Consider the following 23,764-nt stretch of genomic DNA (forward strand, 5'->3'; position numbering starts at 1 on the left):
CGGCCCCGTTTGGACACTCACTGACGGTTCCGAGGTTGCCTGTGAGATTCACGCACATACTCCCCATGGTTCTCTGCTTACTCGTGGCCGCCTGCGCCGCGAATGACGCCTCCCGCAACCAGGCGTCCTACCACTATCAGATGGGGTTGTCCCATCTGGGCGAACACGATACGACCCGCGCCCTTATCGAGTTCATCGAAGCAGAGAAAATCACGCCGAATGACCCCATTCTCCTCAACAGCCTGGGGCTTGCCTATTTTTACAAGAAGCGATTCGATCTGGCTGAGTTGAAGTTCAGAAAGGCCATTTCCCTGAAGCCCGATTACTCCGATGCCAGGAATAATCTCGGGGTGAACTATCTGGAGATGCAGCGTTGGGATGACGCCATCTCGCAGTTCAAGCTGGTAATGGCGGACCTTCTCTTTCTCAACCAGGAAGACGCTCGCATCAATCTCGGCCTCGCATACCTGGGCAAGGGGGACTTGCCCCAGTCTCTCGATACGCTCCGCACTGCCGTCTCTTATAATTCCCGGAATATAATCGCCCGTGTTGCCATCGGCAGGGTCTACTTTGCCATGGACAGGGCCGAGATGGCCATTGAGGAATACAAGAAAGCCATCGAGATCAACAAGAATTATCAGAACGCCCATTACTACCTTGCGTTGGCCCATGTGAAGCAGAAGGACTACGTGGCAGCGGCGGATGCGTTTCGCGAAGCGATCCGTATAGCCTCCGATTCCGAAAAAGGGCGGCTCTCGCGTGAATACCTGGACTCGTTGAAGTGAGGGGCTTCAGTGGCTGACGCCGTACATGCCGCAAGAGGGGACGCCTCGGTCGGAACGCTGCTCCGGGAAGCGCGGGAGGCCAGAGGTCTGTCCCTTGACGAGGCGGCCCGGGTTACCCGCCTTGGGAAAAACTATCTGGTCGCTCTTGAGACCGACGATTTCGGCAAGCTTCCCAGTCTTGCCTATGCACGCGGATTTATCCGGGCGTATGCCGGATTCCTGGGGATTTCAGCCGATGAGTTGCTCAGCCGTTACGATGCGGTTGACGATGATGGCGGATGTTGTCCTCCGGCGGAAGAAGCCATGCCAGCCACTCAGGGAAAGGTGGCGGACGCGGTTTTGCTTCGTAACCGCTGGTCCCTGCCGCTGGTGCTGCTGTTGCTGGTTATTGCCCTGGCTCTCATGCTGAGGCTGCAGGATGAGGAGCCAGGCAGTCCGATCGGGGCCGGACAGTCGACCGCATCTGCCCCCGGGGCCGGGCATCCGGCCGCGACGCCGTCCCCCCAGCTTCAGCTATCCACGGCACGGCAGCCTGAAGTATCCTCCCCAGTTCCTGTCGACGACACTGTGTCCGAACAGCAACCTGCCGAGGGCGTTGCGGTCTCATCTCCTGCGCGCGGGATCATTCTCAAACTCAAAATCAACAGGGACTCGTGGCTCAATATAACCATTGACGAGTCGGTGTCCCAGCAATACGATCTCAAGGCGGGTGACCTCATCGAGTGGAAAGGCGAACGCGTCTTTGCGCTTGATATCGGCAATGCCGGGGGGGTCGAGGGAGAGTTCAACGGGAAGCCCCTCGGCGTGCTCGGTGACGAGGGGAGGCCGACCCATCTGGTTTTGTCGGTCGATGGCGGGGGCGATTAACGTCTCGCCGCAATGGCGGTGTGGGATGCTATCCTTTTTTTCGCACAAGGAGTGAATCATGTATTTGTCGCGTTGCCGGAAGTGCGGGAGAGTGATGAAGGGCGAGCGGATCGATCAGTACCGCGTCAAGTTGACCTGCTCGTGCGGTTTCTCCGACTTCCGCACCATGACCGAAAAGGTGAAAACCGTGAATCCCTTTTTCCAGAGGGGAGGCTTCAGCCCCCTGCTGGAAAGTGAGCGGGGTAAGATGGTGCTCACCATGCAGCGGGCCAACCGGGAGCATCTTGAGATCATTTCACTGGAGGAGATCAGCATGCTCGTCTCTTCCGACTTTGATCTTCCCCAGGTGCTCCAGCATGTGACCGCCAAGGTGGCGACGCAGCTCAAGGTGAGCGTCTGCAATATTTACCTGCGCGAGGGAGATGAGGTCGTGCTCGCGGCAACCCATGGCTTCGACCCGGCCTTCATCGGCAAGATCAGGATCAAAATAGGGGAAGGAATAACGGGCGCGGTTGCCCGGGATGGCCAGTACATCTCCCTGAATCGTGCCTCCCAGGATCCCCGCTACCGCTATTTCCCCGAGCTCCAGGAGGAAAAGTACAACTCCATGCTCTCCTTTCCCATCGGCGACAAGAAGGAGGTCTACGGGGTCATCAATCTCAATACCACGTCCATCCGGTCGTTCCATGAGGACGAGATCTATTTCGTCTCGATCATCGCGAACCTCATTCTTACCGCCATAAAGCTGCGGCAGCAGGTGGCTTCGTCCCGGAAGGCCACGGAGGCGTCTGCTTGACAGTGGGGGGCCCCATGCTAGACTCAATCAGAGATATGCACATATTCCGGGGAGTTCACTTCTTTGGCTCTGCAGATAAAAAAGAAAATTCTAGTGGTTGATGACGAGGAGAATGCGCGGATCGGTCTGACCAAGCTCCTGGAGCGGGAGGGATTCGAGGTCGCGAGCGTTTCCAACGGTTTTGAAGCGCTCAATTATCTTCAGCAGCGGGAAGTCAACGTTATCGTTACCGACATCAATATGCCGGAAATGAACGGCATCACGTTCCTGAGAGAGCTCAACAAGAGCTTTCCCCGCAGCAACGTAATCATGATTACCGCCTATGGCGGGGTTGAATCCTATATCGAGGCCATGAACCTGGGGGCCTTCGAATACATCAACAAGCCGGTGAAACTTGACGAACTCAAGTCAATCCTGACGAAAATTTTCAAGGAAAGCTGTCATTAAACTCTTCAACGTCAAGGGGGATGAGATGAAGCCGTTCAGCACCATTGTGTTTCCGACCGATTTTTCCGAAAATTCGGAGTATGCCTTTGACTATGCCCTTACGCTTGCCAAGCAGTTCAGTGCCAGGCTCGTGGTCATCCACGTGATCAATGAGCCGGTCGACCTGCGAGGCTTTTATGTCCCCCACGTTTCCTTCGAGAAGCTGGAGGAAGAAATCGTGGCCGCCGCCGAAAAGATGATGGACAAATTCTGCCGGACAAAGATCAAGGATCATGAGAATTACACCAGTTACATCGTCTCGGGGATTCCCTATGACGAGGTTCTGAAGAAGGCGGCAGAGGAGGATGCCTCCCTGATCGTCATGGGAACCCACGGCCGCAAGGGGATCGACCACTTCCTGTTTGGCAGCACGGCGGAACGCGTTGTCCGCAATGCCAAGTGCCCGGTCATGACCGTACGCCCGCCCGAAGCCTGAGACATCTCCCTCACAGGGCAGCAGACAGGGGCAGCCACCGTGCTGCCCCTCGTTTTTTCTTGCCCGCCGGTCCGTCAGTTGCCAAGATCGCACGACCCGCAGTCCACTTCCCCCTGAAGGTACGCCATACAGCCATGATGACGGAGAAAAAGGAATCCAAGGGCACCATCCTCATTATCGATGACGAAAAAGTCATTCTCGATCTGACCTCCATCGTCCTCAGGAATCGAGGCTACACGGTCCATACCGCGCCCGATGCCACGTCCGGCATGGTTGCGCTGGAAGAGTGCCGGCCGCAGATGGTGCTCCTCGACTACATGATGCCGATGGTGGATGGTCTCACCGCACTCAAGCAGATCCGGCAGCGTCATCCCGATACCTATGTGATCATCTTCACCGGCAAGGGAAACGAGGAACTGGCCGTAGAGCTGATGAAGGCGGGAGCCTCCGACTACATCGTCAAGCCGTTCAACAACCAGAACCTGGTCGAGCGGATCGAGAATGTGCTCCGGATCAGGGAGGTCGAACTCAGAAACCAGGAGCTTCTTCAGGAGCGTGAGTTGCTCCTGGCGGAGATCGAAGCCTGGAACCAAGAGCTCGAACGTCGCGTCCAGCAGAAGAGCGAGGCCCTCCAGCAGGCCCAGGCCGAGATCGTGCAGTCCGAAAAACTCGCATCCCTCGGCTATCTCTCCGCGGGCATGGCCCATGAGATCCGCAACCCCCTCAACTCCATTTCACTGTTCGCCCAACTGCTCAAGAGCACGCTCGATGATCCTGAAAAAGCGGGCTATGTCGATAAGATTCTCAAGGAAGCCGACCGGATAGACGACATCATGCGCAAGCTTCTGGATGCTTCGAAGCGGCCCCGCTTCCAGTTGAGCGAGGTCCGGCTCGACCGGGTCATCGAGGCGACTCTCGAAGCGTTTCGCCCCCAGATATCGCTCCACGGCATCGCGGTGGTCACGGAGTTCCGCCGGATACCGCCTCCGTTCCAGGCTGACCCGGCCGAGATCGAGCAGATCTTTACCAACCTCTTCCTCAACTCCATCCATGAGATGAACGGCGGGGGAACCCTGACGGTAGTGCTCGACCAGGACGAGCGGAACATGGTCATCAGGATTGCCGACACGGGCCCCGGTATCCCCCGGGAGCACGTGGCAAAGATATTCGATCCGTTCTTCTCCACCAAGACGAGCGGCAGCGGTCTCGGTCTTGCTGTGGTGCTCAGGATCGTCAAGACCTACAACGGGCGGATCGAGGTTGAGAAGAGCGACGACAGCGGCACGGTCTTCGCCATCCGGCTCCCCTTGGCCGAAGTGTGAGCCTGCCCTTTGCCCTTTTCTTTTCGCGGGTGATTTTGTATGATTGCCCACACTTTCAACGCACGACGGAGGGCGCATGGACGCCGGCCGGGGAACGATCCTTATTATCGATGACGATGCCTTTTTCCTGAAAGTCCTTTCGGATGCATTCACCGAGAGCGGCTTCAGGGTCGTGCAGGCATCCAACGGAACGGACGGAGTTCAGGCATTCATCACCCATCGGCCCGATGCCGTCATCTCCGATCTCATCATGCCCGCCATGGGAGGGGTGAGCACCTGTCTCGAGATCAGGCGTCTTGCCGGGGACGAGGAGCCGGTCATGGTGCTGCTCACCTCCATGTTCAAGGATCCGCCCCACGAGCACGACGAGCCCGAGATGGGCGCGCGGGTTCACGTGTCCAAATCGACCAGGCCGGTCGACATCGTGATTATCGTGGAACAGCTACTGGACCGGAAAAAACGCGGCCGGAGCGGGAACTGAAAGATATCGATGCCTCTGTTGGTACGCAACCTCATTCTCGCCCCGAACCAGGGGGATGAGCTGCTGCGCGGGATGTTCGCCCGGCGGTTTTCCCTGGATGAACGGGAGATCGTCGATTTCCGGCTCGTCCGCAAGAGTATCGATGCCCGCCGCAAGCCACGGATCAAGTTCGTCTGCACTGTTGAATGCTCGCTCCTCAATGAGGCCGCATTCCTGGCCCGCCACGGCCATGACCCCGATGTCGCCGTACATGCTCCGCCAGAACAGCCGGCCTTTCCATCTCTTGAATCTTCCCAGCGCATCGTTATCGTCGGCATGGGGCCCGCCGGGCTTTTTGCGGCACTGCGCCTGGCGGAATACGGCCTTGTCGCCACCATCATCGAACGCGGCCGGCCCGTGGAGGAGCGGAGCAGGGATGTCCAGGCCTTCTGGTCTCAGGGAGCGCTCGATCCGGAGAGTAACGTCCAGTTCGGCGAAGGGGGCGCCGGGACCTTTTCCGACGGCAAACTGACCACGAGGGTGAATGACCCGAACATCAGGTACGTGCTCGACAAACTGATCGGCTTCGGCGCTCCGCCCGAGATCGGCTGTCTTGCCAAACCGCACATCGGCACTGACCGCCTGCGCCTGGTGGTTGCCTCCATTCGCCGGTGGCTGCTGTCCGCGGGGTTCGACATCCGGTTCCGCAACAGGCTGACCGATCTGACACTCTCCGGCGGATCGGTGGGGGCCGCGGTGATCAACGGAGCCGATGAGCTTCCCTGCGATGCGCTTATTCTCGCTCCGGGCAACAGCGCCCGCGATACCTACGAGATGCTGCTGCGCCGGGGGGCGCTCCTCCAGCCCAAACCCTTCGCCGTGGGGGTGCGGGTTGAGCATCCCCAGCAGCTCGTCAACCGGATCCAGTACGGCGCGGGCCACCATCCCGCCCTGCCGCCGGCTGACTATGCCCTGGCATGGAACGATCCCCGTACCGGACGCTCCGCCTATTCCTTCTGCATGTGTCCTGGCGGCGTGGTGGTGGCGGGAAGCTCCGAGACGGAAGGGGTGGTGACCAACGGCATGAGCGCCTATCTGCGGAATTCTCCGTATGCGAACAGCGCCCTGGTGGTTACCGTCGGGCCGGAGGATTTCGGAGATCCGTCTCCCCTGGCCGGGATCGGATTCCAGCGTAGCCTGGAGCGGCGTGCCTTTGAGGCGGGCGGCGGGGAGTACCGGGCGCCGGCTCAGAACCTGCTTGCGTTTCTCGGCATGAAGGGGGCGGGGCCGGTGTCGTCGAGCTATTGTCCTGGCGTTCGCGAGGCGGAACTGGATCGGGTGCTCCCCACCCCTGTGACAGACGCGTTGCGGGAGGGGGTCCGCCATTTCGACCGGAAGATGCGGGGCTTCCTGACCGCCGAAGCAACCCTCACCGCACCGGAGACCCGTACGTCGGCACCCGTTCGCATCGTGCGGGGAGAGAACCTGCAATCAGTGGGGCTCCCCGGCCTTTATCCGGCAGGGGAAGGTGCCGGCTACGCCGGGGGAATCATGAGCGCCGCACTGGACGGCATTCGCGTGGCCGACGCCATTGCGCGGAGCATATCCGCAGACACAAGGAGAGCACTTTGAGCAAGGTTTTCATAGCGAGCATCCGTGACCGCGATCTGGTCGATTCCGTGTTTCTCGTGAAGGAAAAGATCATGGCCATGGCCAAGAACGGCAAGCCCTACATGACGCTTCGGCTCATGGACAAGAGCGGCGAGATCGAGGGGCGCGTCTGGGACAATGTCGACCAGTTGTCGGCCTCCTTCGACAAGGATGACTTCGTTGCAATCCGGTCCAAGGCCTCGGTCTACCTGGGCAAGATGCAACTCATCATTTCCGAACTGGTGAGGATTTCCGAAGACAAGGTCAACCTGGCAGACTTTCTCCCCGAGTCGGACCGTACCATTGCCGAGATGGAGGCCGAACTCGAGGCCCTGGTGGAAACCTTTTCCGATCAGCACCTGAAAGCGCTGATGAAGGCCTTTTTCGACGATCCTTCCTTTATGGCGCTCTATCGGACCGCGCCGGCCGCCAAGGGGATGCACCACGTCTACCTGGGGGGGCTGCTGGAGCACTCGCTGGCCGTGTCACGACTGGTTGACGCCATCGTCCCCCTCTACGCGGATCTCAACCGCGACCTGCTGGTGGCAGGCGCCCTGTTGCACGACGTGGGCAAGGTGCGGGAGATGACATACCTGCGTTCCTTCGACTACACCGACGAGGGTAAACTCATCGGACACATTACCATCGGCGTGGAAATGCTCCAGGAGCGGATTTCGACCATCCCCGGCTTCCCGCCGGAGCTGGGGATGCTGCTCAAGCACATGCTGCTGTCCCACCATGGCCAGTACGAATACGGTTCCCCCAAGCGCCCCAAGACCGTTGAAGCAACGATTCTCAACTACCTGGATGATCTGGACTCCAAGATCAACGGGATCAGGACCCATATCCGCAAGGAAGGCGAGAACCAGGGGCGATGGACCTCTTATCACCGGCTCTATGACCGCTATTTCTACAAGGAGAGCTACAGCGGCGAGGAGGAATGCCGGGAAGTGGCGGATGAGTTGATGGTGCCCGAGCCGGAGCCGGTACCGCTGCCGGTTGCCCCCCGGGCCGCGGAGGCCGAGCGCAAAAGCGGCGACACCGTCAGAAAGGGGTTCAGCAACAATCCGTTCGAGGGTTTGCAAAAGAATCTGGATCTGTTCTGAGCATATACTTCCACTGAGAGAGGGTGTGTCATGATCTTTGAAACCGTTGTCGTCGGCCCGCTGGGGGTCAATTGTTTCATACTCGGCTGCGAGCAGAGCCGCGAAGGGGTAATCGTGGATCCGGGAGCGGAATCCGGGCGGATTCTCGAACGGGTCGGCGAACTGGGGCTCAAGGTTGGCATGGTGATAAACACCCACGGCCACTTCGATCACGTGGGGGGCAACCGGAAGGTGCTGGAAGCCACGGGGGCGAAGCTGCTGGTCCACCGGGACGACGTCCACTTCCTCGGCCGCGCCGCGGACGTGGCTGCCATGTACGGCCTCGACACGGAGAATTCGCCGGGCCCCGACATGCTTCTGGAGGACGGTATGACCCTTTCCGCGGGGGCTCTTACCCTCCGCGTTCTCCATACGCCCGGCCACACGCCGGGGGGGTGCTGTCTGCTCCTGGAGGGGGAGGGGAAAGTGCTCACCGGTGACACCCTGTTCGAGGAGTCGGTGGGGCGCACCGATTTTCCGGGCTCGTCCCACGAGGCCCTCATCACATCCATCCGCGAGAAGCTTCTGACCCTGCCGGACGAGACTGAAGTCTATCCGGGCCATGGCCCGGCAACGTCCATCGGCCGGGAGCGGCGGTACAACCCCTACCTGACGGATTAGCGCGCACGCGTAACCTCTGGGAAACAGTGCGCGGCGGAGGCTCAATGCTCAAGGGAAAAGAGATCGTCCTCGGTGTTTGCGGCGGCATCGCAGTCTACAAAGCCGTTGAGCTCGTACGGCTGCTCACGGGGGCTGGTGCGAACGTCCATGTCATCATGACGCGAGCGGCCACGGAGTTCGTGGCTCCGCTCACGTTCCAGACCCTTACCTCCAACCCCGTGCACACGGAACTCTTCAATCTCATCGCCGAACGGGAGATCGGCCATATCTCCCTGGCGGACCGGGCCGATCTCTTCGTCATCGCCCCGGCCACGGCCAACGTGATCGGCAAGATCGCCCACGGCATCGCCGACGACATGCTCACCACCACGGTCATGGCCACCAGGGCACCGGTCCTGATCGCCCCTGCCATGAACTGCAACATGTACCGCAATCCCCTCTACCAGGAAAACGAGGCGCGGCTGAGGCGCCACGGCTACCTGTTCGCGGACCCGGTACGGGGAATGCTCGCCTGCGGCTGGGAGGGAGAAGGGAAGCTCCAGTCCCCCGATATCATCTTCGAGGAGGCGGTCACCGCCCTCACGCCGAAGGATCTGGCCGGCGAGCACCTGCTGGTGACCGCCGGGCCGACCCAGGAGGAGATCGATCCGGTCCGCTTCGTGAGCAACCACTCGTCGGGCAAGATGGGATACGCCATTGCCCGGGCCGCCCGGCGCCGCGGGGCGGAGGTGACGCTGGTCTCGGGCCCCACCTGCCTCGATGCCCCCTGGGGGGTGGAAACGGTGCGGGTGGCGTCGGCCGTGGAGATGCGCGCTGCCGTCATGGCTGCCCTGCCGGCGGCCACGGTTGTGATCAAGGCGGCTGCCGTGGCCGATTATCGCCCTGTAGTGCGCGCGGCGGGAAAGATCAAGAAAAATGCCGACTCGCTGGTGATCGAGCTGGAGAAGAACCCCGACATCCTTGCCGAACTTGGAGGAATCAAGGGGGACCGCCTGCTGGTGGGGTTCGCCGCCGAAACTGCCGATCTGCTGGAAAACGCCCGGAAGAAACTGGTTGCCAAGAATGTGGACATGATGGTCGCCAACGACGTGAGCCTGGAGGGCGCCGGATTCCACGGCGACACCAACATTGCCCGCCTTCTCTATCGTGACGGGGCCAGCGAGGAGCTGCCGCTCATGACCAAGGACGACATGGCGGCCCTCATTCTTGGCCGGGTGGCGGAATTGAGGAAAAAGACGGGGTAACGGAGCGGGGCAGGGGCGTCAGGCCGAGGAGAGGATCTGGAGAAGTTTCTCCGGCTCCCAGATGGCCTGGCGGAGGCGCCCCTTGAGGGATGCCACCTGGGCAAAGGCATCATCCCTGGAGAGCTTGCCGCTCCGGTAGAGCAGGCGCAGGTTCCTCCTCACCGCCTCCGCCGCGGTCAATGCCCGTTCACCGGTTGGGTCTGCCTGGTAGAAGCGTGACTCCTCCATCCTGGCCAGAAAATCGAATACCGCTTCCTCGGCAAGGGTCATGAACTCTGCCCGGTCGCCATTTTCCAGCACGTAGCTCGATGAATCCGACATGGTTTTGATTACCTGCTGCCATTTTTCCAGCCGCGAAACCAGAAGGATCGAGTTGAAGATCCGCTTGTTGGTGCCAAAGGAAAAGATGGTGTCCGACAGCACGTTGCGCAGCAGGGTGTCGTTTGCCTTGTAGTTCTCGAGGCAGACCGTGCGGGCCGTTTCCCAGATATCCCGGTCCACGAAGGTTTCGAACCGCATCTCCCAGTAGGCGTGCTTGAGGGTGAGCGTGGAAAAGCTGCCCATGATCTTGTACGGAACAAAGTAGTTGTGGGCGACCGTATCCGCCGCCAGGTGCGCCAGATAGCCGTACGCGCACGCCTTCTGGGGCGGATTCCAGGCGTATTCCAGGACCTTCATGCCGATCCGCCAGCGGTGGCAGTGCTGAAGATAGTGGGTGAACTTCTTGCCGATGGTGATGTCCGCCGCGATGCACCCGTAGAGAAAGTCGTGGGGGTACTGGCCGATGACTGCGGCCACGGCGGGGGTTACGGCGGAGAGGTTGTTTATGACCGCCGTTCCCAGCTGGAGGTGGATGCCGGCTCCCCAGGCAAAGGCATCAACGGGCGCGGCGATGATGATGAGCAGAATGGCGGCGAAGAGCATAGCATAATCGTATTGAACCCTTAGAAAAAAGTAAAGGAGTTTGCCGTGACCGGTGACACCCCGCGTGAGGTGATCGCGTCCCTGCGCCGCTATCTGGAGGAAGTCCGGGAGACGGGCGTGGAGGGTCTTCCTCTGGCCGCTCCCGCGTTGAGCGCCCCTGCGGCAGAGATGTCCCCCGCTCCTGCGGCTTCCGCTGGCGTGCGGGAAACCCTCGACGATATCCGGCGCGAGATGGGCGAATGCCGCCGGTGCGCCCTTGGCGCCGGCCGGACCAACCTCGTGTTCGGGACCGGCAATCCTGCCGCGCGTCTCATGATCATCGGCGAGGCGCCCGGCCGCGACGAGGATTTGCGCGGCGAACCCTTCGTGGGGGAGGCGGGGCAACTCCTGACCAAAATAATCGAGGCCATGGGCTTCGCCCGCGAGGATGTCTACATCTGCAATGTGCTTAAATGCCGGCCGCCGCACAACCGCGATCCGGCGCCCGTCGAGATCGAGGCGTGCTCATCCCTCATGTTCCGCCAGGTGAAGGCCGTGGCGCCCGAGGCCATTCTGGCGCTGGGCACCTTCGCGGTTCAGGCCATCCTCGGTACCAAGGAGCCCATTTCGCGGCTGCGGGGGCGGTTCCACGACTACCACGGCATCCCTCTCATGCCGACGTTCCATCCGGCTTTCCTGCTGCGCAACCCGGAAAGGAAGAGGGAGGTGTGGGACGATGTCCGGCAGGTCATGGGGCTTCTGGGCAAGGAGGTTTCCGGCAAGGGGACCAGGAGGTGACGGGGAATGGCTAAGGGGTATCAGGCAAACAGGGAACGGCTGGAGCAGATAGGCTTACTGGGCAAGGCTCTCGCCAAGCGGGCCGGCTTCGCCTGCGAATGGTGCGAGGGGAAGGATGACCTGCGTCCGTGGGACTATCGTCCTGACGACGACCCGTCGGAGGAGACCCTGGCGCTTCTCTGCGGCCGGTGCAGGGCGCTCGCCGAAGGCCGCAGGGGGGATGCCCATGAGCTGCGTGGAATCCGTAATGCCCTGTGGAGCCAGGTGCCGGCCGTTGCCGAGGGGGCTGCCCGGGTCCTGGCCACGAGCAGGGAGCCCTGGGTGCGCGAAGCCATTGAGGAGAGTCTTATTGACGAGACGGTAAAGGCGGAGATACTGGGGACCTGAGGGGCCGACCGCCGGCGCGCGGGAAGAGGGGCATGTCTGACAGGCGCCCCGGAGGTGGAAGGATATGTACGAGCATCTCTACGAAGAAACCATGACCGAGGAGACGGCGCTGCCGTTCGAACTGCCCGAGTGGATCGCCTGCGCACCCTTTGAGGAATACCTGGGGATGACCATCGACGAGGCTGACGGGGGCCGGGCAGTGCTGACCATGCCGTTCCGCGTGAAGCACGCCCAGGGAAAAGGGCTCATGCACGGCGGTGCGGTAACGGCCCTGGCCGACACCGCGGTTGCCATGGCCATCAAGAGTCTTCTCCCCGAAGGATCCCACTTTGTGACCATGGAGATGACGCTGAAGTTTCACGCCCCGATCCGCGGCGGCACCGTCAAGTCCGTGGCGGAGGCGGTACGGGAGGATGAGAGGACGATCAGGGGGACTGCCGAGGTGTTCGACGGTAACGGCACAAAGGCGGCAACCTTCACCTCGATCTTCCGGGTCAAGCGGCGGTGAGGCGCTGAGATCATCCCATGGCGTCTCCAGGATTTTTCCGCGTTGCTGCCGCTCGTTCAAGAGCTGTATGTCTGCGGTGCTGCTCGATCAGCCCGGCCGTTCCCGTCACAATTCCGGCCGAGATCTGCTGAAACCTCAGATTCGGGCATATCCTGTCAGAGCGGCATGCCGAGCCGCCGCATCTTTTCCACCAGCGTTGTCCTGTTCAGGTTGAGCAGCGCCGCGGCCCGGGCCTTGACGCCGTCTGACAGAGCCAGTGCGTCCCTGATCATCCCCCGCTCGATTTCAGCCAGCACCTTTACGAGGTCGACTCCCCTGCCGGTCAGGCGGGTCAATCCCTCTTCGCGGACATTGTGCGGCAGGTCCTGCAGGGTGACGGTATCGTCTTCGGTAAGAGCCGCCACCCGCTCCATGACGTTCTCCAGTTCCCGCACGTTGCCGGGCCACTGGTAGCTTTCCAGTGCCTCGAGCGTGTCACTGGCAAGCGACATGTTCCGCCGCTGCATCTCCTTGCAGTACTTGGCAAGAAAGTGCTTGGCCAGGGGAAGGATATCCTCGACCCGTTCCCTCAGGGGAGGGAGTTGCAGGGGGATCACATTGAGCCGGTAAAAGAGATCATCCCTGAAGTTCCCTTTCCTGACCTCCTCTGCCAAGTCCAGGTTGGTGGCCGAAATGATCCGGACATCGATCTTGACGGGACGGGTGGAGCCCACCCGTTCCACCTCCTCTTCCTGAAGCACGCGCAGGAGCTTTGTCTGCAACTGCATCGGCATCGTGCCGATTTCATCGAGGAAGATGGTTCCGCCGTGGGCCGCTTCGAACTTGCCGATTTTGTCCCGCATCGCACCGGTAAACGCGCCCTTGACGTAGCCGAACAGTTCCGATTCCAGCAGGTTTTCCGGGATTGCCCCGCAGTGGACGGCAATGAACGGCTTGTCGCGCCGCCCGCCATTGAAGTGGATCGCCTTGGCCACCAACTCCTTGCCGGTGCCCGATTCGCCCCCTATCAGGACGGTTGAGCCGGTTTTGACGATCCGTTTCATGAGGGCGAAAACGTGCTGCATGGCGGGAGAGCTGCCGATGATGTTGGCGAATTCGAACTTGTCGCGCAACTGCTTCCGGAGGTAGACGTTTTCGGACAAGAGCTGCCGCTTCTCCACTGCCTTGCCGATGATGATCTTCAGTTCGTCGAAGTTGAGGGGCTTGGTGATGTAGTCGAAGGCGCCCTCTTTCATGGCCTCCACTGCCGTTTCCGCCGAGGCATGGCCGGTGATGAGGATCACTTCGGTGAGGGGGGCGTCTTCCTTGACTTTCTTAAGGATGTCGATGCCGCTGGCATCGGGGAGGAAAAGATCGGTAATGACAATGTCGAAGGTGTCGCGGGTCAGGGTCTGGAAGGCCTCGTTGCCCGACCCGGCGCTTTTCACCGCATGGCCGGCCGCCTTCAGCAGGAGGGTCAGGGCTTCGCGCCCGGTTTCTTCGTCGTCGATCAGGAGGATCCTGGTCCGCTCTTTCATGGCACCTCCGCGGATAGGCCTGAAAAATAGCATCAATCGGCTATGCTTGGCAAGCATCCCGTGACCGCGGCAGTGCGCGAAGGGGCTCTGGGACCCGTTCCGCTTTGCCTTTGCAAAGCCATCTGCCCTCTGCTACTATAGCCCGGTTTATGAAGATCAAACGCCTGGACATTGCTGGTTTCAAATCATTCGTCGACAAGGTCTCCTTCGACTTTCAGCAGGGGATTACCGGCATTGTCGGGCCCAACGGCTGCGGCAAGTCGAACGTGGTCGACGCCATCCGCTGGGCCATGGGCGAACAGTCGGCCAGGAACCTGCGCGGCCGGTCCATGGAGGACATCATCTTCGGCGGCAGTGAGTTCCGCAAGCCCCTCGGCATGGCCGAAGTCTCCATGGTCTTTGCCACCGATGACGGCCGGGTGCCGGCCAAGTACCTGAACTACAGCGAAATACAGATCACCAGGCGCCTCTACCGGGATGGGGAGAGCGAGTACTTTCTCAACAAAACCCCCTGCCGGCTCATGGACATCACCGAGCTCTTCATGGACACCGGCGTCGGGGCCCGCGCCTACTCGATCATCGAGCAGGGCAAGATCGGGATGATCCTCCACTCCAAACCCGAAGAGCGTCGCTTCATCATCGAAGAGGCGGCCGGGGTCACCAAGTTCAAGGCCCGCAAACAGGTCGCGCTCAGAAAGATAGACCTCACCCGCCAGAACCTGCTCCGCATCGGCGACATCCTCTCCGAGATCAAGCGCCAGCTCAACTCCCTCCAGCGGCAGGTGAAAAAGGCGGAACGGTTCAGGGAATACCGGGAGGAACTCCGCGAGATCGAAATCCATGCCTCGGTCCGGCGGTTCACTGCCCTTGACGCGGAAAAAGAGCGGGTCGAGGGCCTGCTGCGCGAGGCGGTTTCCCGCGAGAGTGCTCTTGCTGCCGACCTTGAGCGACGGGACCTGGAGCTTGCCGAGCATCGGCTTGCCCTTGCCGAGCGGGAAAAGGACGTTGTTGCCGCACAGGAGGGGCTTTTCCGGCAGAAGGCGGATATCCAGGCATGCGAAAGCCGGATCGAGTTCCAGCGCCGCGAGCTGTCCTCCCTGGAGCGCCAGCAGGAGCGCGTGGCCGTCGAGCTCTCGACCGCCGGGGCGCAGCTTGCGGCCGCCGAGGAAGAGCTCGCCCGGCTGGTGGAGCAGAGCGGATCCTTTGCAGTGGAGGTGGCAGGGGAAGAGGAAAGCCTCCAAGCGCGGGAGATGGAGCTGGAAGAGATGACCGGCGCCGAGCGGGAACTCGCCGCCCACCTGGACGAAGCCCGCCGCGGGCTTTTCTCGCTCTTGTCCGAGATCGCCCAGCTCAACAACCAGCGAACCGCTGCCATCCGCCGCCTGGAGGGGCTCGCGGAGCGTGCTGACCGCAACCGCCGGGAAGGAACCCTGTTTCAGGAGCGGCTGATTGAGGCCACGGGCAAGGTGCACGAGCTCGACGGCACGGTGTCCGGTCTTGGCCGGGCAAAGGCTGACCTCCAGGAACGCCTTCCGGTCATGACCCGCCGCGAAGAGGAGGTCCGGCAGCGGCTGGCCGAGGCCGAGCGGGAACTCGTCGCCCGCCGGGACGAACTCTCGCGGGCGGCCTCTCGTCTCCATTCGCTCCAAGAACTGGAAGCCCAATTTGCCGGATACGGCCAGGGGGTTCGCAACCTGTTCCTGTCCGAGCGTTTTGCCGGCCGGTTCGGCGGCGTGCTCGCCGATGCGGTGGAGACCGGCGCCGATTACGAGACGGCCCTGGAGGCAGTCTGCGCCGAGCGGCTCCAGTACGTGCTCAGCGCGAGCGATGAGGCGGCCCTGGACGCCATTGCCCATCTCAAGGAATCGGGCGGCGGCCGCTGCGGCATTATCGTGGCGGGCACCCCGGCCGACGACCGTTCATCCGTTGCCGGGGCCATGCCCCTGCTGGATCGGGTTTCCATTGTCGCAGCCTGGCGTCCCCTGATCGAACCGTTGTTGGCCGACGTCCATCTGGCGGATACCCTGGCCCAGGCCCTTTCCCTGTCACGGCAGCATCCCCGGGCAACCTTCGTTACCCTCCAGGGAGACCTCGCCTTTGGCGGGGGGATCGTGAACGGCGGTTCCGCCGAGAACGCCGGTCAGGGGCTTGTTCACAAGAAAAGGGAAATCAGGGAGCTTTCCGGAACCGTGGAGCGCCTCGAGTCGGCAGTGCGGGAAACCGAGGCGCGCCGGGAGGAGTTCCGGGGGGAGCGTTCCCGGCTGGAAGAGGAAGTGCGCGACCTTCGGCAAACCCTCCACCAGACGGAGATCCAGTTCGTCAATGCCGAGAAGGATCTCCAGCGGGCCCGCGAAGAGTGCCAGCGGATCGAGGAGCGGATTGCCATTGCGGGGATTGAGGACGAGCAGCTTCAGGACGAACGCAGGACCCTGGACGAAGAAGTTGCCGACGCCGACGGCCGCCGCGCCGAGCGCGAGGCAAAGCGGGAAGCGCTTGATGCCGAAGTGGCGAGAACGCAGGAAGCCCTGACGGTTAGCCGCCGTACAATCGAGGCCGCCCGTGATGCGGTCACGGCCCTCAAGGTCAAGGGAGCCCAGCTCAGGGAAAAGCGGGAGGCCGCGTCCCGGGCCACGGTACGAACCGAGGAGTCGATCCGGGACCTACGTGAACGCATTGGCCGGCTACGGGGAGAAGGGGAGTCGTCAGCCGCCGAGCGGGAACGCCTGGCGGTTGCGATTACCGCCGCCGAGGACGATCTCAAGGGCTATCTTGCGGCGTATGCCGAAGCAGAGTCATTATCCCGGAGCCTTCGCACGGAATTCGATACCCGGGCCGAGGCGGTGCGGGTGGAAGAGTCGGGCCTGCGGGAGCTTCGTCATCAGTGCGAGGCTGCCCGGGACGAAGTTGCCGCCCACAAGCTCACCCTGTCCGGGCTCACCCTTGAACTCAATCATCTGATTTCCTCCTTGGCGGATAAGTACCGGCTGGAGATGCGCGAGGTCATGCCATCCTACGCCGACAGGCCCTTTGACGAGGAAGCGGCTGCCCGTCGTCAGGCCGAGCTCGGCCGGTTGATCGACGAAATCGGCGAAGTGAACCTGACGGCCATCGAGGAATACCGGGAGTTGGAGGAGCGGTTCGCGTTCCTTTCATCGCAGAAAGAAGACCTGGAAGAGTCGCTTCAGTCGCTCCAGCAGGCTATCCAACGGATCAACCGGACCACCCGCAAGCGTTTTTTGGAAACCTTCACCCTGGTCAACGGGAAGTTCCAGGAGGTGTTTCCCCGGCTGTTCTGCGGCGGTCGGGCTGAACTGCGGCTCACCAACGAGGAAGACCTGCTGGAAACCGGGATCGATATCATTGTTCAGCCGCCAGGGAAAAAACTCCAGAACGTGACCCTGCTCTCGGGCGGTGAGAAGGCCCTCACCGCGGTGGCGCTCATCTTTTCCATCTTCCTCATCAAGCCGACGCCCTTCTGTCTTCTGGACGAGGTCGACGCCCCTCTCGACGACGCCAATATCGGCCGGTTCAACGACATGGTGCGTGAGATGAGCGAGGTGTCGCAGTTCATCATCATTACCCACAACAAGGCAACCATGGCCGTTGCCGACACCCTCTACGGCGTGACCATGGAGGAGCCCGGCGTGTCGAAGAGCGTGTCGGTCAAACTGAACTAACCAAACGTCCGAGGTGATTCGTGCCGTTCAAAAGGATTCTGACCGAACTGGTCGATGCCGTTCCCGGCGCAACCGGAGCAATCCTCGCCGACTGGGAGGGGGAGGCTGTTGCACAGCATGCCCTCATGGACGATTATGAAATCAAGATCATCGGTGCCCATAAGGGCATCCTCCTCGCCCACCTCAAGGAGCTCCAGGAGCGGCTTGCCGGTGGAGCCGTCCTTGAGGCGGTCATCACCACGGCGGGTGTCCGCGCCATCGTGGGCCCGGTGGGGGATGACTATTCACTTGTCATGACACTGGAGCGTGGCGCCATTCCCGGCCGGGCGCTCATTGACTTCAGATCGGCCGTGGAACGTCTGGCCAAGGAGATATACTGAGATGGCGGAAGAACGGAAAGGCTTTTTCAAGGGACTCTGGGGTAAGGTCACCGGTGGCGAGCGTGAGCAGGAAGAGGCAGTCAATGAAGCGACTCCCGCCACCGCGGATGCCGCCGCACCGCCGGAGCAGGAGGATCGGCGCCCCGGATTGTTCGAGCGGCTCAAACAGGGGCTGAGTAAGACCCGCGACAGCCTAGTGGGGCGCATTGATCGCCTCGTGCTCGGCAAGAAGGAGATTGACGCCGACACCCTTGAGGAACTGGAGGAGATACTCATCACTGCCGATCTGGGCGTCCAGACCACTGTGGAGTTGATCAGGGGGCTGGAGCAACGTCTCTCCCGCAATGAGCTCAAGGACGGCGAAGCCCTCCGGGAGGCGCTCAAGGAGGATATCCACGGCCGCCTTGCCCGTGATGCCCATCAACTGGACGTGACGGGTGCCTCCCCCTTCGTCATCATGGTCATCGGCGTCAACGGGGTCGGCAAGACCACTACCATCGGCAAGCTCGCGGCCCGGTTTACCGCCCAGGGGAAAAAAGTGATTCTGGCCGCCGGCGACACCTTCCGCGCCGCTGCCGCCGAGCAGCTCCAGATATGGGGCGAGCGGACCGGTGTCGACGTGATCCGCCACAAGGAAGGGGCGGATCCGTCGGCCGTGGTGTTCGACAGCATCAAGGCGGCCGTGGCCCGTGGCGCGGACATCCTCATCGTCGACACCGCCGGCCGTCTCCATACCAAGGTAAACCTCATGGAGGAACTTAAAAAAGTCCGTCGCATCATGTCACGGGAGGTTCCCGGCGCTCCCCACGAAACGTTGCTGGTCCTTGACGCGGCAACGGGACAGAATGCCCTCTCGCAGGCGAAACTCTTCAAGGAGGCAGCCCAGGTTACCGGTATCGCCCTGACAAAGCTCGACGGTACGGCAAAGGGAGGAATCGTGGTTGCAATCTGCAACGAGTTCAGGATTCCCGTCCGTTACATCGGTGTCGGCGAAGGAATCGACGACCTGCGGGATTTCGATCCCTCCCAATTCGTGGACGCCCTCTTTCAATAAATGGCCTTGACTAAACAACAGGGCAGAATATATTATTTTATCCCTAAAAAGGTATTTGCTCATGGATACGGAACTGTTTTCGGACCTGGAACGGCGTCTTGACATGCTTCTCGAACGCTACGGCGCCCTGAAGCGGGAAAACGAACAGCTTCGAGCGGACAATGCGAGGCTTCAGCAGGAGCGCGAGGGGGTCAAGACCCGAATTGACGGTATCCTGCGGAAACTCGAAGGTATCTAGTGTCCGACAAGCAGTCCCACCGCATCAAGGTTCTCGGGCGCGAGTTGACCGTCAAAAGTCCCTCCTCGGCGGAGCACGTGAGAGAGGTCGAAGGCCTTGTGAACCGCAAACTTGCGGAAGCACGGGCACAGGTGCCGGTGGGGGACCCCCAGGTTCCGGTGATTCTGGCGCTCATGAATCTGGCCGAGACGTCTCTTTCCCTTGCCAGGGAGCTTGAAGAGCAGCGCCATGCCGGCAGCGACAAGCTTCGGCGGTTGATGCGGCGTATCGAAGATGCCCTTCTGTGAGGGCTTGTCCGGCTGACAGTCGCCGGTTCTCGACTCCCTTCGGGAGAGTTTATAAATAGAAAGTGCGGTACAAGCGGTTCGGGTTGGTTACGGAAAGATTGATCAGTTTCAACAGAAAACCTCGTCGTTGGAGCCATAGGGGTTTTGGCTGTTTTTACTGATAACGGCCTGCAGGAATTATCAGAGATGCGGAGAGGGTAATCACGACGCTACGGTTTCATACTTCGTCACGCCATACGCCATTACCCGAAGCATAGCCTTCCTTCCTGTCTGACGCCGGCATATCTTCTCCAATTCTTCTCCAGGATCCTTCCCTCCTCGGACCCCGTCCCCGTGTACCGTTAATGGCCGATGACCCTGCGTCACGGTCACACGACCCAATGCCCAAGCGCGCCCTGAGACAGTCAATGCTCGCGTTGCGAAGATCCCTGGCCCCTGCCGAGGCCAGGCGGGCTTCCGAGGCCATCCAGCGCTCGTTTGCGGACAGCGACGGCTTCCGGAAGTCACGGGTCGTTGCTCTCTACGCCCCCATCAGGGGTGAGGTCGACACGGGTGACGTGCTTCGGCTTGCCCTCGACCAGGGAAAGACGGTTCTCCTGCCCGTCGTGTGTGGCGACGAGCTCCGTTTCATCGAAGTGACAGACCCGGCAGGACTCCGCCCGGGTTCATACGCTATTCCGGAGCCCTGTCTAACGGGAACTGCCGTTGCTCCCGACCGCGCGGACATCATTGTTGTGCCGGGGGTGGCCTTTGATCTGGCCGGCCGCCGGATCGGCTATGGAAAGGGGTTTTATGACCGGGCACTCCACCATCTGGAGGGGACGGGCCGACTTGTCGGCTTTTGTTACGATTTCCAGCTTGTTGATGAAATACGGGGAGAGCCCCATGATGTGGCGCTCGATCTGATCGTTACCGAGAAGAGGATCATTCGTCCTCTCGGTTAGAAATATACCTGAGGAGGTACCGGAACATTGAAGATAGAACTGGCAATTATTTTCATCGTCCTCGCGGCAGGAGCGGGATTTCTGATCGGAAACCTGCTGCGCAAGAAACTCTCTGATTCTCTGGTAAGCAAGGCCGAAGAACTCGCCTCCCGCATCGTTGACGATGCCAAGCGCGAAGCGGAGACGATCAGCAAGGAAGCCGCTCTCCAGGCCAAGGATGTCGTCTATCAGGCCAAGGCCGACTTCGAGCGGGAAGCAAAGGAAAAACACAAGGATCTTCAGAGCCTGGAAAAGCGCCTCCAGCAGAAGGAAGAGAACCTCGACAAAAAGATGAACCTCTTCGATCAGCGCGATGCCGACCTGACCAAGAAGGAGCAGGGCATCCTCGCACGCGAGCAGTCGCTCGCAAAAAAAGAGGACTCCCTTGATGCGCTCGCGGCCGAGCAGCGGACCAAGCTGGAGCAAATCTCCGGCATGACCTCGGCCGAAGCGAAAAAGATTCTTATGGATGCCATGGAGAGCGAGGCCAAGCTTGATGCCGCCAAGCGGATCAAGGCCATCGAAGAGGAGGCACGCGAGACCGCGGACAAGAAGTCCAAGGAAATCATATCACTTGCCGTCCAGCGGTATGCGGGCGAGTATGTTGCCGAAAAGACCGTATCAGTGGTTGCCTTGCCCTCCGACGAAATGAAGGGCCGGATCATCGGCCGTGAAGGTCGCAATATCCGCGCCCTTGAGGCTGCCACCGGCATCGACCTCATTATCGACGATACCCCCGAGGCGGTCATCCTTTCAGGCTTCAACCCGGTTCGCCGCGAAGTGGCAAAGATCGCCCTTGAAAAACTCATCGCGGACGGACGGATTCACCCCGGCCGCATTGAAGAGGTGGTGGCCAAGGCAGAGGAAGAAGTGGAACAGGCCGTCAAGGAGGCTGGCGATCAGGCGGCCTTCGACCTTGGCGTGCACGGCATCCACCCTGAGATCCTCAAACTCATCGGTCGGTTGAAATACCGTACATCTTACAGCCAGAACGTATACCAGCACTCGCTGGAGGTCGCCTTTCTCTGCGGCATCATGGCCTCGGAACTGGGCGTCAACGTCAAGCAGGCAAAGCGCGCCGGTCTGCTCCACGACTTGGGCAAGGCGGTGGACCACGAGGTCGAAGGATCCCACGCGGTCATCGGCGCCGAACTTGCGCGTAAATATGGCGAGTCGCCCAAGATTGTCCACGCCATCATGGCCCATCACGAGGATGAGAAGCCGAATTCGATCCTCGCCGTTCTCGTTCAGGCCGCCGACGCCCTCTCCGGCGCACGGCCGGGGGCGCGCCGGGAAATGATGGAAACGTACGTGAAGCGGCTCGAGGACCTTGAGCGGATCGCCTGCTCCTTTGGCGGTGTAAACAACTCCTTTGCCATTCAGGCCGGCAGAGAAATCCGCGTCATGGTGTCGAGCGAGGAGGTGTCCGACGAGCGGGCCGTTCTGCTGGCCAAGGACATCGCCAAGAAAATCGAGGCCGAGATGACCTATCCCGGCCAGATCAAGGTGAATGTCATCCGGGAAACCCGCGCCATAGAGTATGCCCGTTAACATCCTCTTTATCGGCGACATTGTCGGGAGCCCGGGGCGCCAGGCTCTTGTCCGCGAACTTCATCGGCTCGTGGATCATTATCGGGTGGATCTTGTCGTGGCCAATGGCGAAAATTCGGCCGGAGGCTTCGGGATTACCGAGGAGACGGCAAAGGAGCTCTTCTCGCTCGGGATCGACGTCCTGACCAGCGGCAACCACATTTGGGACAAGCGCGATTCCTTTTCCTTCATCGGCCGGGAAGAACGGCTGGTACGCCCGGCAAACTACCCTCCCGGCACCGTGGGGCGCGGAGCAACCGTGGTCCGCACTGCCGGAGGAGTTCCGGTTGGCATCCTGAACCTTGAGGGGCGGGTATTCATGAACAATCTGGATTGCCCGTTCCGTGTCGCTGACCAGGAAATCGAGAGGCTGAGGGAGTCGACGCCGCTCATTTTCGTCGACTTCCATGCAGAAGCCACATCGGAAAAAATCGCCCTTGGCTGGCATCTCGACGGCAAGGTCAGTGCGGTCGTTGGAACGCATACCCATGTTCAGACCGCCGATGAACGTATCTTGCCCGGCGGCACGGCGTATATTACCGATGCGGGCATGACGGGAAGCTTCGACTCGGTCATCGGGGTTCGCAAAGAGCTGGCCTTGGAGCGGTTTGTCACGCAGATGCCGGTCAGGTTCGAGGTTGCAAAGAAGGACGTGCGACTCAACGGAGTTGTCATTGGTGTCGATCCGGTCAGTGGTCGGGCACTCTCCATTGAGCGCATTTCACTAATCTGTTCGTGAGGAGGATTGCCCAGGCCATGTCCGTTGCCGATCAAATGGCGCTCATCAAGCGGGGCGCAGTAGAGATACTGGTAGAGAAGGAACTTGAGGAAAAACTTGAGAAGTCGGCCAGAACCGGAGTGCCCCTCACGATAAAGGCCGGCTTCGACCCCACTGCGCCCGATCTTCACTTGGGGCATACGGTTCTTCTGCACAAGATGCGTCAATTCCAGCAGCTCGGACACGAGGTTATTTTCCTCATCGGCGATTTTACCGGCATGATCGGTGATCCGACCGGCAAGTCCGAAACGCGCAAGGCGCTCAGCCGCGAGGATGTTCTGCGCAACGCCGAAACCTACAAAGAACAGGTGTTCAAGATCCTCGATCCGGAGAAAACACGGGTGGCCTTCAACTCGGAGTGGCTGGCCAAGCTCGACGCCGGCGGGATGATCGGCCTTGCCGCCAAATACACCGTAGCGCGGATGCTTGAGCGCGACGACTTCGGAAAGAGGTTTGCGAACCAGCTTCCCATAAGCATTCACGAGTTCCTTTATCCTCTGATTCAAGGGTACGATTCGGTGGCTCTTCAGGCAGATGTGGAACTCGGGGGTACTGACCAGAAGTTCAACCTGCTCGTGGGACGCGAACTCCAGCGTGAATGGGGGCAAACCCCTCAGACCGTAATCACGATGCCGTTGCTTGAAGGGCTCGACGGCGTCAACAAGATGAGTAAATCTCTCGGCAACTATATCGGAATCAACGAACCGGCCGACGAAATATTCGGCAAGATTATGTCGATATCCGACGAGCTCATGCTTCGATACTACGAATTGCTGAGCGATCTCTCCATGGTTGAAATTGATGGCATACGGACGGGTATCCGTGATGGTTCGGTACACCCCATGGAGGCCA

At 60.8% G+C, this 23,764-nt stretch carries 25 protein-coding genes (1 of these 25 only partly in view); 23 read left to right on the forward strand and 2 right to left on the reverse strand.

Features of this window, described 5'->3' with window-relative positions; all coding sequences use genetic code 11:
* Positions 1–41 precede the first annotated feature (41 nt).
* The 11 genes from AC6CDK_RS08130 to coaBC all read left to right on the forward strand — a co-directional run bounded on the left by AC6CDK_RS08130 (position 42) and on the right by coaBC (position 9,812).
* On the forward strand, positions 42–785 hold the full coding sequence (locus tag AC6CDK_RS08130) for a tetratricopeptide repeat protein (protein ID WP_192905914.1): 744 nt from the start codon (positions 42–44) through the stop codon (positions 783–785).
* Between the two features lie 9 nt (positions 786–794).
* Positions 795–1,652: a helix-turn-helix domain-containing protein gene (locus AC6CDK_RS08135; RefSeq protein WP_039645749.1), complete on the forward strand. Its 858-nt coding sequence runs from the start codon at positions 795–797 to the stop codon at positions 1,650–1,652.
* A gap of 58 nt (positions 1,653–1,710) precedes the next feature.
* Positions 1,711–2,448: a GAF domain-containing protein gene (locus AC6CDK_RS08140; protein ID WP_039645747.1), complete on the forward strand. Its 738-nt coding sequence runs from the start codon at positions 1,711–1,713 to the stop codon at positions 2,446–2,448.
* A gap of 63 nt (positions 2,449–2,511) precedes the next feature.
* Positions 2,512–2,895, forward strand: coding sequence for a response regulator (locus AC6CDK_RS08145; RefSeq protein ID WP_039645745.1), 384 nt, complete (start codon positions 2,512–2,514; stop codon positions 2,893–2,895).
* 25 nt (positions 2,896–2,920) lie between these two features.
* Positions 2,921–3,370: a universal stress protein gene (locus AC6CDK_RS08150; protein ID WP_039645743.1), complete on the forward strand. Its 450-nt coding sequence runs from the start codon at positions 2,921–2,923 to the stop codon at positions 3,368–3,370.
* Positions 3,371–3,504: 134 nt separating this feature from the next.
* A complete protein-coding gene (locus AC6CDK_RS08155) occupies positions 3,505–4,692 on the forward strand; it encodes a hybrid sensor histidine kinase/response regulator (protein WP_192905913.1) in 1,188 nt (395 codons plus the stop codon).
* A gap of 76 nt (positions 4,693–4,768) precedes the next feature.
* Complete coding sequence (locus AC6CDK_RS08160; RefSeq protein WP_039645740.1) at positions 4,769–5,173, forward strand: response regulator; 405 nt, start codon at positions 4,769–4,771, stop codon at positions 5,171–5,173.
* 9 nt (positions 5,174–5,182) lie between these two features.
* Entirely contained in the window at positions 5,183–6,784 is a 1,602-nt protein-coding gene (locus AC6CDK_RS08165; RefSeq protein ID WP_066357683.1) for an NAD(P)/FAD-dependent oxidoreductase, read from the forward strand.
* Positions 6,781–7,908 (forward strand): 3'-5' exoribonuclease YhaM family protein, encoded by a 1,128-nt coding sequence (locus tag AC6CDK_RS08170; protein ID WP_039645735.1) that lies wholly within the window; start codon positions 6,781–6,783, stop codon positions 7,906–7,908. The genes AC6CDK_RS08165 and AC6CDK_RS08170 overlap by 4 nt, the downstream gene beginning before the upstream one ends.
* A gap of 30 nt (positions 7,909–7,938) precedes the next feature.
* Positions 7,939–8,568, forward strand: a complete 630-nt coding sequence (locus tag AC6CDK_RS08175; protein ID WP_066357681.1) for an MBL fold metallo-hydrolase — start codon at positions 7,939–7,941, stop codon at positions 8,566–8,568.
* A 44-nt stretch (positions 8,569–8,612) separates the two neighbouring features.
* Complete coding sequence (gene coaBC / locus AC6CDK_RS08180; protein WP_039645732.1) at positions 8,613–9,812, forward strand: bifunctional phosphopantothenoylcysteine decarboxylase/phosphopantothenate--cysteine ligase CoaBC; 1,200 nt, start codon at positions 8,613–8,615, stop codon at positions 9,810–9,812.
* An 18-nt stretch (positions 9,813–9,830) separates the two neighbouring features.
* Here coaBC and AC6CDK_RS08185 read toward each other — a convergent pair whose 3' ends face one another.
* On the reverse strand, positions 9,831–10,736 hold the full coding sequence (locus AC6CDK_RS08185) for a zinc dependent phospholipase C family protein (RefSeq protein WP_039645730.1): 906 nt from the start codon (positions 10,734–10,736) through the stop codon (positions 9,831–9,833).
* 45 nt (positions 10,737–10,781) lie between these two features.
* On the opposite strand from AC6CDK_RS08185, the gene AC6CDK_RS08190 reads away from it, so the two are divergent.
* The 3 genes from AC6CDK_RS08190 (at position 10,782) to AC6CDK_RS08200 (ending at position 12,408) form a co-directional block, all read left to right on the forward strand.
* The gene (locus AC6CDK_RS08190) at positions 10,782–11,513 is read left to right on the forward strand and encodes a uracil-DNA glycosylase (protein ID WP_039645727.1); all 732 of its coding nucleotides are present in this window, start codon (positions 10,782–10,784) and stop codon (positions 11,511–11,513) included.
* A 6-nt stretch (positions 11,514–11,519) separates the two neighbouring features.
* Positions 11,520–11,900, forward strand: coding sequence for a hypothetical protein (locus tag AC6CDK_RS08195; RefSeq protein WP_039645725.1), 381 nt, complete (start codon positions 11,520–11,522; stop codon positions 11,898–11,900).
* A gap of 64 nt (positions 11,901–11,964) precedes the next feature.
* Positions 11,965–12,408, forward strand: a complete 444-nt coding sequence (locus tag AC6CDK_RS08200; protein WP_039645723.1) for a PaaI family thioesterase — start codon at positions 11,965–11,967, stop codon at positions 12,406–12,408.
* A 155-nt stretch (positions 12,409–12,563) separates the two neighbouring features.
* Here the strand turns inward: AC6CDK_RS08200 and AC6CDK_RS08205 are convergent, their stop codons facing one another.
* A complete protein-coding gene (locus tag AC6CDK_RS08205; protein ID WP_039645721.1) occupies positions 12,564–13,925 on the reverse strand; it encodes a sigma-54-dependent transcriptional regulator in 1,362 nt (453 codons plus the stop codon).
* 149 nt (positions 13,926–14,074) lie between these two features.
* Between AC6CDK_RS08205 and smc the strand changes: the two genes are divergently transcribed.
* The 9 genes from smc to tyrS form a co-directional block, all read left to right on the forward strand.
* Positions 14,075–17,602 carry a chromosome segregation protein SMC gene (gene smc, locus AC6CDK_RS08210; RefSeq protein ID WP_192905912.1) on the forward strand — a complete coding sequence of 1,176 codons (3,528 nt, stop codon included), beginning with the start codon at positions 14,075–14,077 and terminating at the stop codon, positions 17,600–17,602.
* A 20-nt stretch (positions 17,603–17,622) separates the two neighbouring features.
* On the forward strand, positions 17,623–17,982 hold the full coding sequence (locus AC6CDK_RS08215) for a roadblock/LC7 domain-containing protein (protein ID WP_039645717.1): 360 nt from the start codon (positions 17,623–17,625) through the stop codon (positions 17,980–17,982).
* Between the two features lies 1 nt (position 17,983).
* Positions 17,984–19,036: a signal recognition particle-docking protein FtsY gene (gene ftsY / locus AC6CDK_RS08220; RefSeq protein ID WP_039645715.1), complete on the forward strand. Its 1,053-nt coding sequence runs from the start codon at positions 17,984–17,986 to the stop codon at positions 19,034–19,036.
* Positions 19,037–19,097: 61 nt separating this feature from the next.
* Positions 19,098–19,274, forward strand: a complete 177-nt coding sequence (zapB, locus tag AC6CDK_RS08225; RefSeq protein ID WP_039645713.1) for a cell division protein ZapB — start codon at positions 19,098–19,100, stop codon at positions 19,272–19,274.
* Positions 19,274–19,561, forward strand: coding sequence for a cell division protein ZapA (locus tag AC6CDK_RS08230; protein ID WP_039645711.1), 288 nt, complete (start codon positions 19,274–19,276; stop codon positions 19,559–19,561). The genes zapB and AC6CDK_RS08230 overlap by 1 nt, the downstream gene beginning before the upstream one ends.
* Positions 19,562–19,941: 380 nt before the next feature.
* Positions 19,942–20,505 (forward strand): 5-formyltetrahydrofolate cyclo-ligase, encoded by a 564-nt coding sequence (locus AC6CDK_RS08235; protein WP_039645709.1) that lies wholly within the window; start codon positions 19,942–19,944, stop codon positions 20,503–20,505.
* Positions 20,506–20,532: 27 nt separating this feature from the next.
* The gene (gene rny, locus AC6CDK_RS08240; RefSeq protein WP_039645707.1) at positions 20,533–22,095 is read left to right on the forward strand and encodes a ribonuclease Y; all 1,563 of its coding nucleotides are present in this window, start codon (positions 20,533–20,535) and stop codon (positions 22,093–22,095) included.
* Complete coding sequence (locus AC6CDK_RS08245; RefSeq protein ID WP_039645705.1) at positions 22,085–22,873, forward strand: TIGR00282 family metallophosphoesterase; 789 nt, start codon at positions 22,085–22,087, stop codon at positions 22,871–22,873. The genes rny and AC6CDK_RS08245 overlap by 11 nt, the downstream gene beginning before the upstream one ends.
* A 17-nt stretch (positions 22,874–22,890) precedes the next feature.
* Positions 22,891–23,764: the 5' portion of a tyrosine--tRNA ligase gene (gene tyrS / locus AC6CDK_RS08250; RefSeq protein ID WP_039645703.1), read on the forward strand. 338 nt of this gene lie beyond the right edge of the window; the window shows 874 of its 1,212 coding nt (coding positions 1–874); it begins with the start codon at positions 22,891–22,893; its stop codon lies beyond the right edge, outside the window.

Source organism: Geobacter sp. PheSNFMC (assembly GCF_059620965.1).

Bases quoted from the DNA above. Each gene is read 5' to 3' on its own strand.
- AC6CDK_RS08155 (WP_192905913.1), top strand. From the start codon at position 3,505: ATGATGACGGAGAAAAAGGAATCCAAGGGCACCATCCTCATTATCGAT.
- AC6CDK_RS08140 (WP_039645747.1), top strand. From the start codon at position 1,711: ATGTATTTGTCGCGTTGCCGGAAGTGCGGGAGAGTGATGAAGGGCGAG.
- AC6CDK_RS08160 (WP_039645740.1), top strand. From the start codon at position 4,769: ATGGACGCCGGCCGGGGAACGATCCTTATTATCGATGACGATGCCTTT.
- zapB (WP_039645713.1), top strand. From the start codon at position 19,098: ATGGATACGGAACTGTTTTCGGACCTGGAACGGCGTCTTGACATGCTT.
- coaBC (WP_039645732.1), top strand. From the start codon at position 8,613: ATGCTCAAGGGAAAAGAGATCGTCCTCGGTGTTTGCGGCGGCATCGCA.
- ftsY (WP_039645715.1), top strand. From the start codon at position 17,984: ATGGCGGAAGAACGGAAAGGCTTTTTCAAGGGACTCTGGGGTAAGGTC.
- smc (WP_192905912.1), top strand. From the start codon at position 14,075: ATGAAGATCAAACGCCTGGACATTGCTGGTTTCAAATCATTCGTCGAC.
- AC6CDK_RS08185 (WP_039645730.1), bottom strand. From the start codon at position 10,736: ATGCTCTTCGCCGCCATTCTGCTCATCATCATCGCCGCGCCCGTTGAT.
- AC6CDK_RS08165 (WP_066357683.1), top strand. From the start codon at position 5,183: ATGCCTCTGTTGGTACGCAACCTCATTCTCGCCCCGAACCAGGGGGAT.
- AC6CDK_RS08235 (WP_039645709.1), top strand. From the start codon at position 19,942: ATGCCCAAGCGCGCCCTGAGACAGTCAATGCTCGCGTTGCGAAGATCC.
- AC6CDK_RS08195 (WP_039645725.1), top strand. From the start codon at position 11,520: ATGGCTAAGGGGTATCAGGCAAACAGGGAACGGCTGGAGCAGATAGGC.
- AC6CDK_RS08150 (WP_039645743.1), top strand. From the start codon at position 2,921: ATGAAGCCGTTCAGCACCATTGTGTTTCCGACCGATTTTTCCGAAAAT.
- AC6CDK_RS08245 (WP_039645705.1), top strand. From the start codon at position 22,085: ATGCCCGTTAACATCCTCTTTATCGGCGACATTGTCGGGAGCCCGGGG.
- AC6CDK_RS08200 (WP_039645723.1), top strand. From the start codon at position 11,965: ATGTACGAGCATCTCTACGAAGAAACCATGACCGAGGAGACGGCGCTG.
- AC6CDK_RS08175 (WP_066357681.1), top strand. From the start codon at position 7,939: ATGATCTTTGAAACCGTTGTCGTCGGCCCGCTGGGGGTCAATTGTTTC.
- AC6CDK_RS08205 (WP_039645721.1), bottom strand. From the start codon at position 13,925: ATGAAAGAGCGGACCAGGATCCTCCTGATCGACGACGAAGAAACCGGG.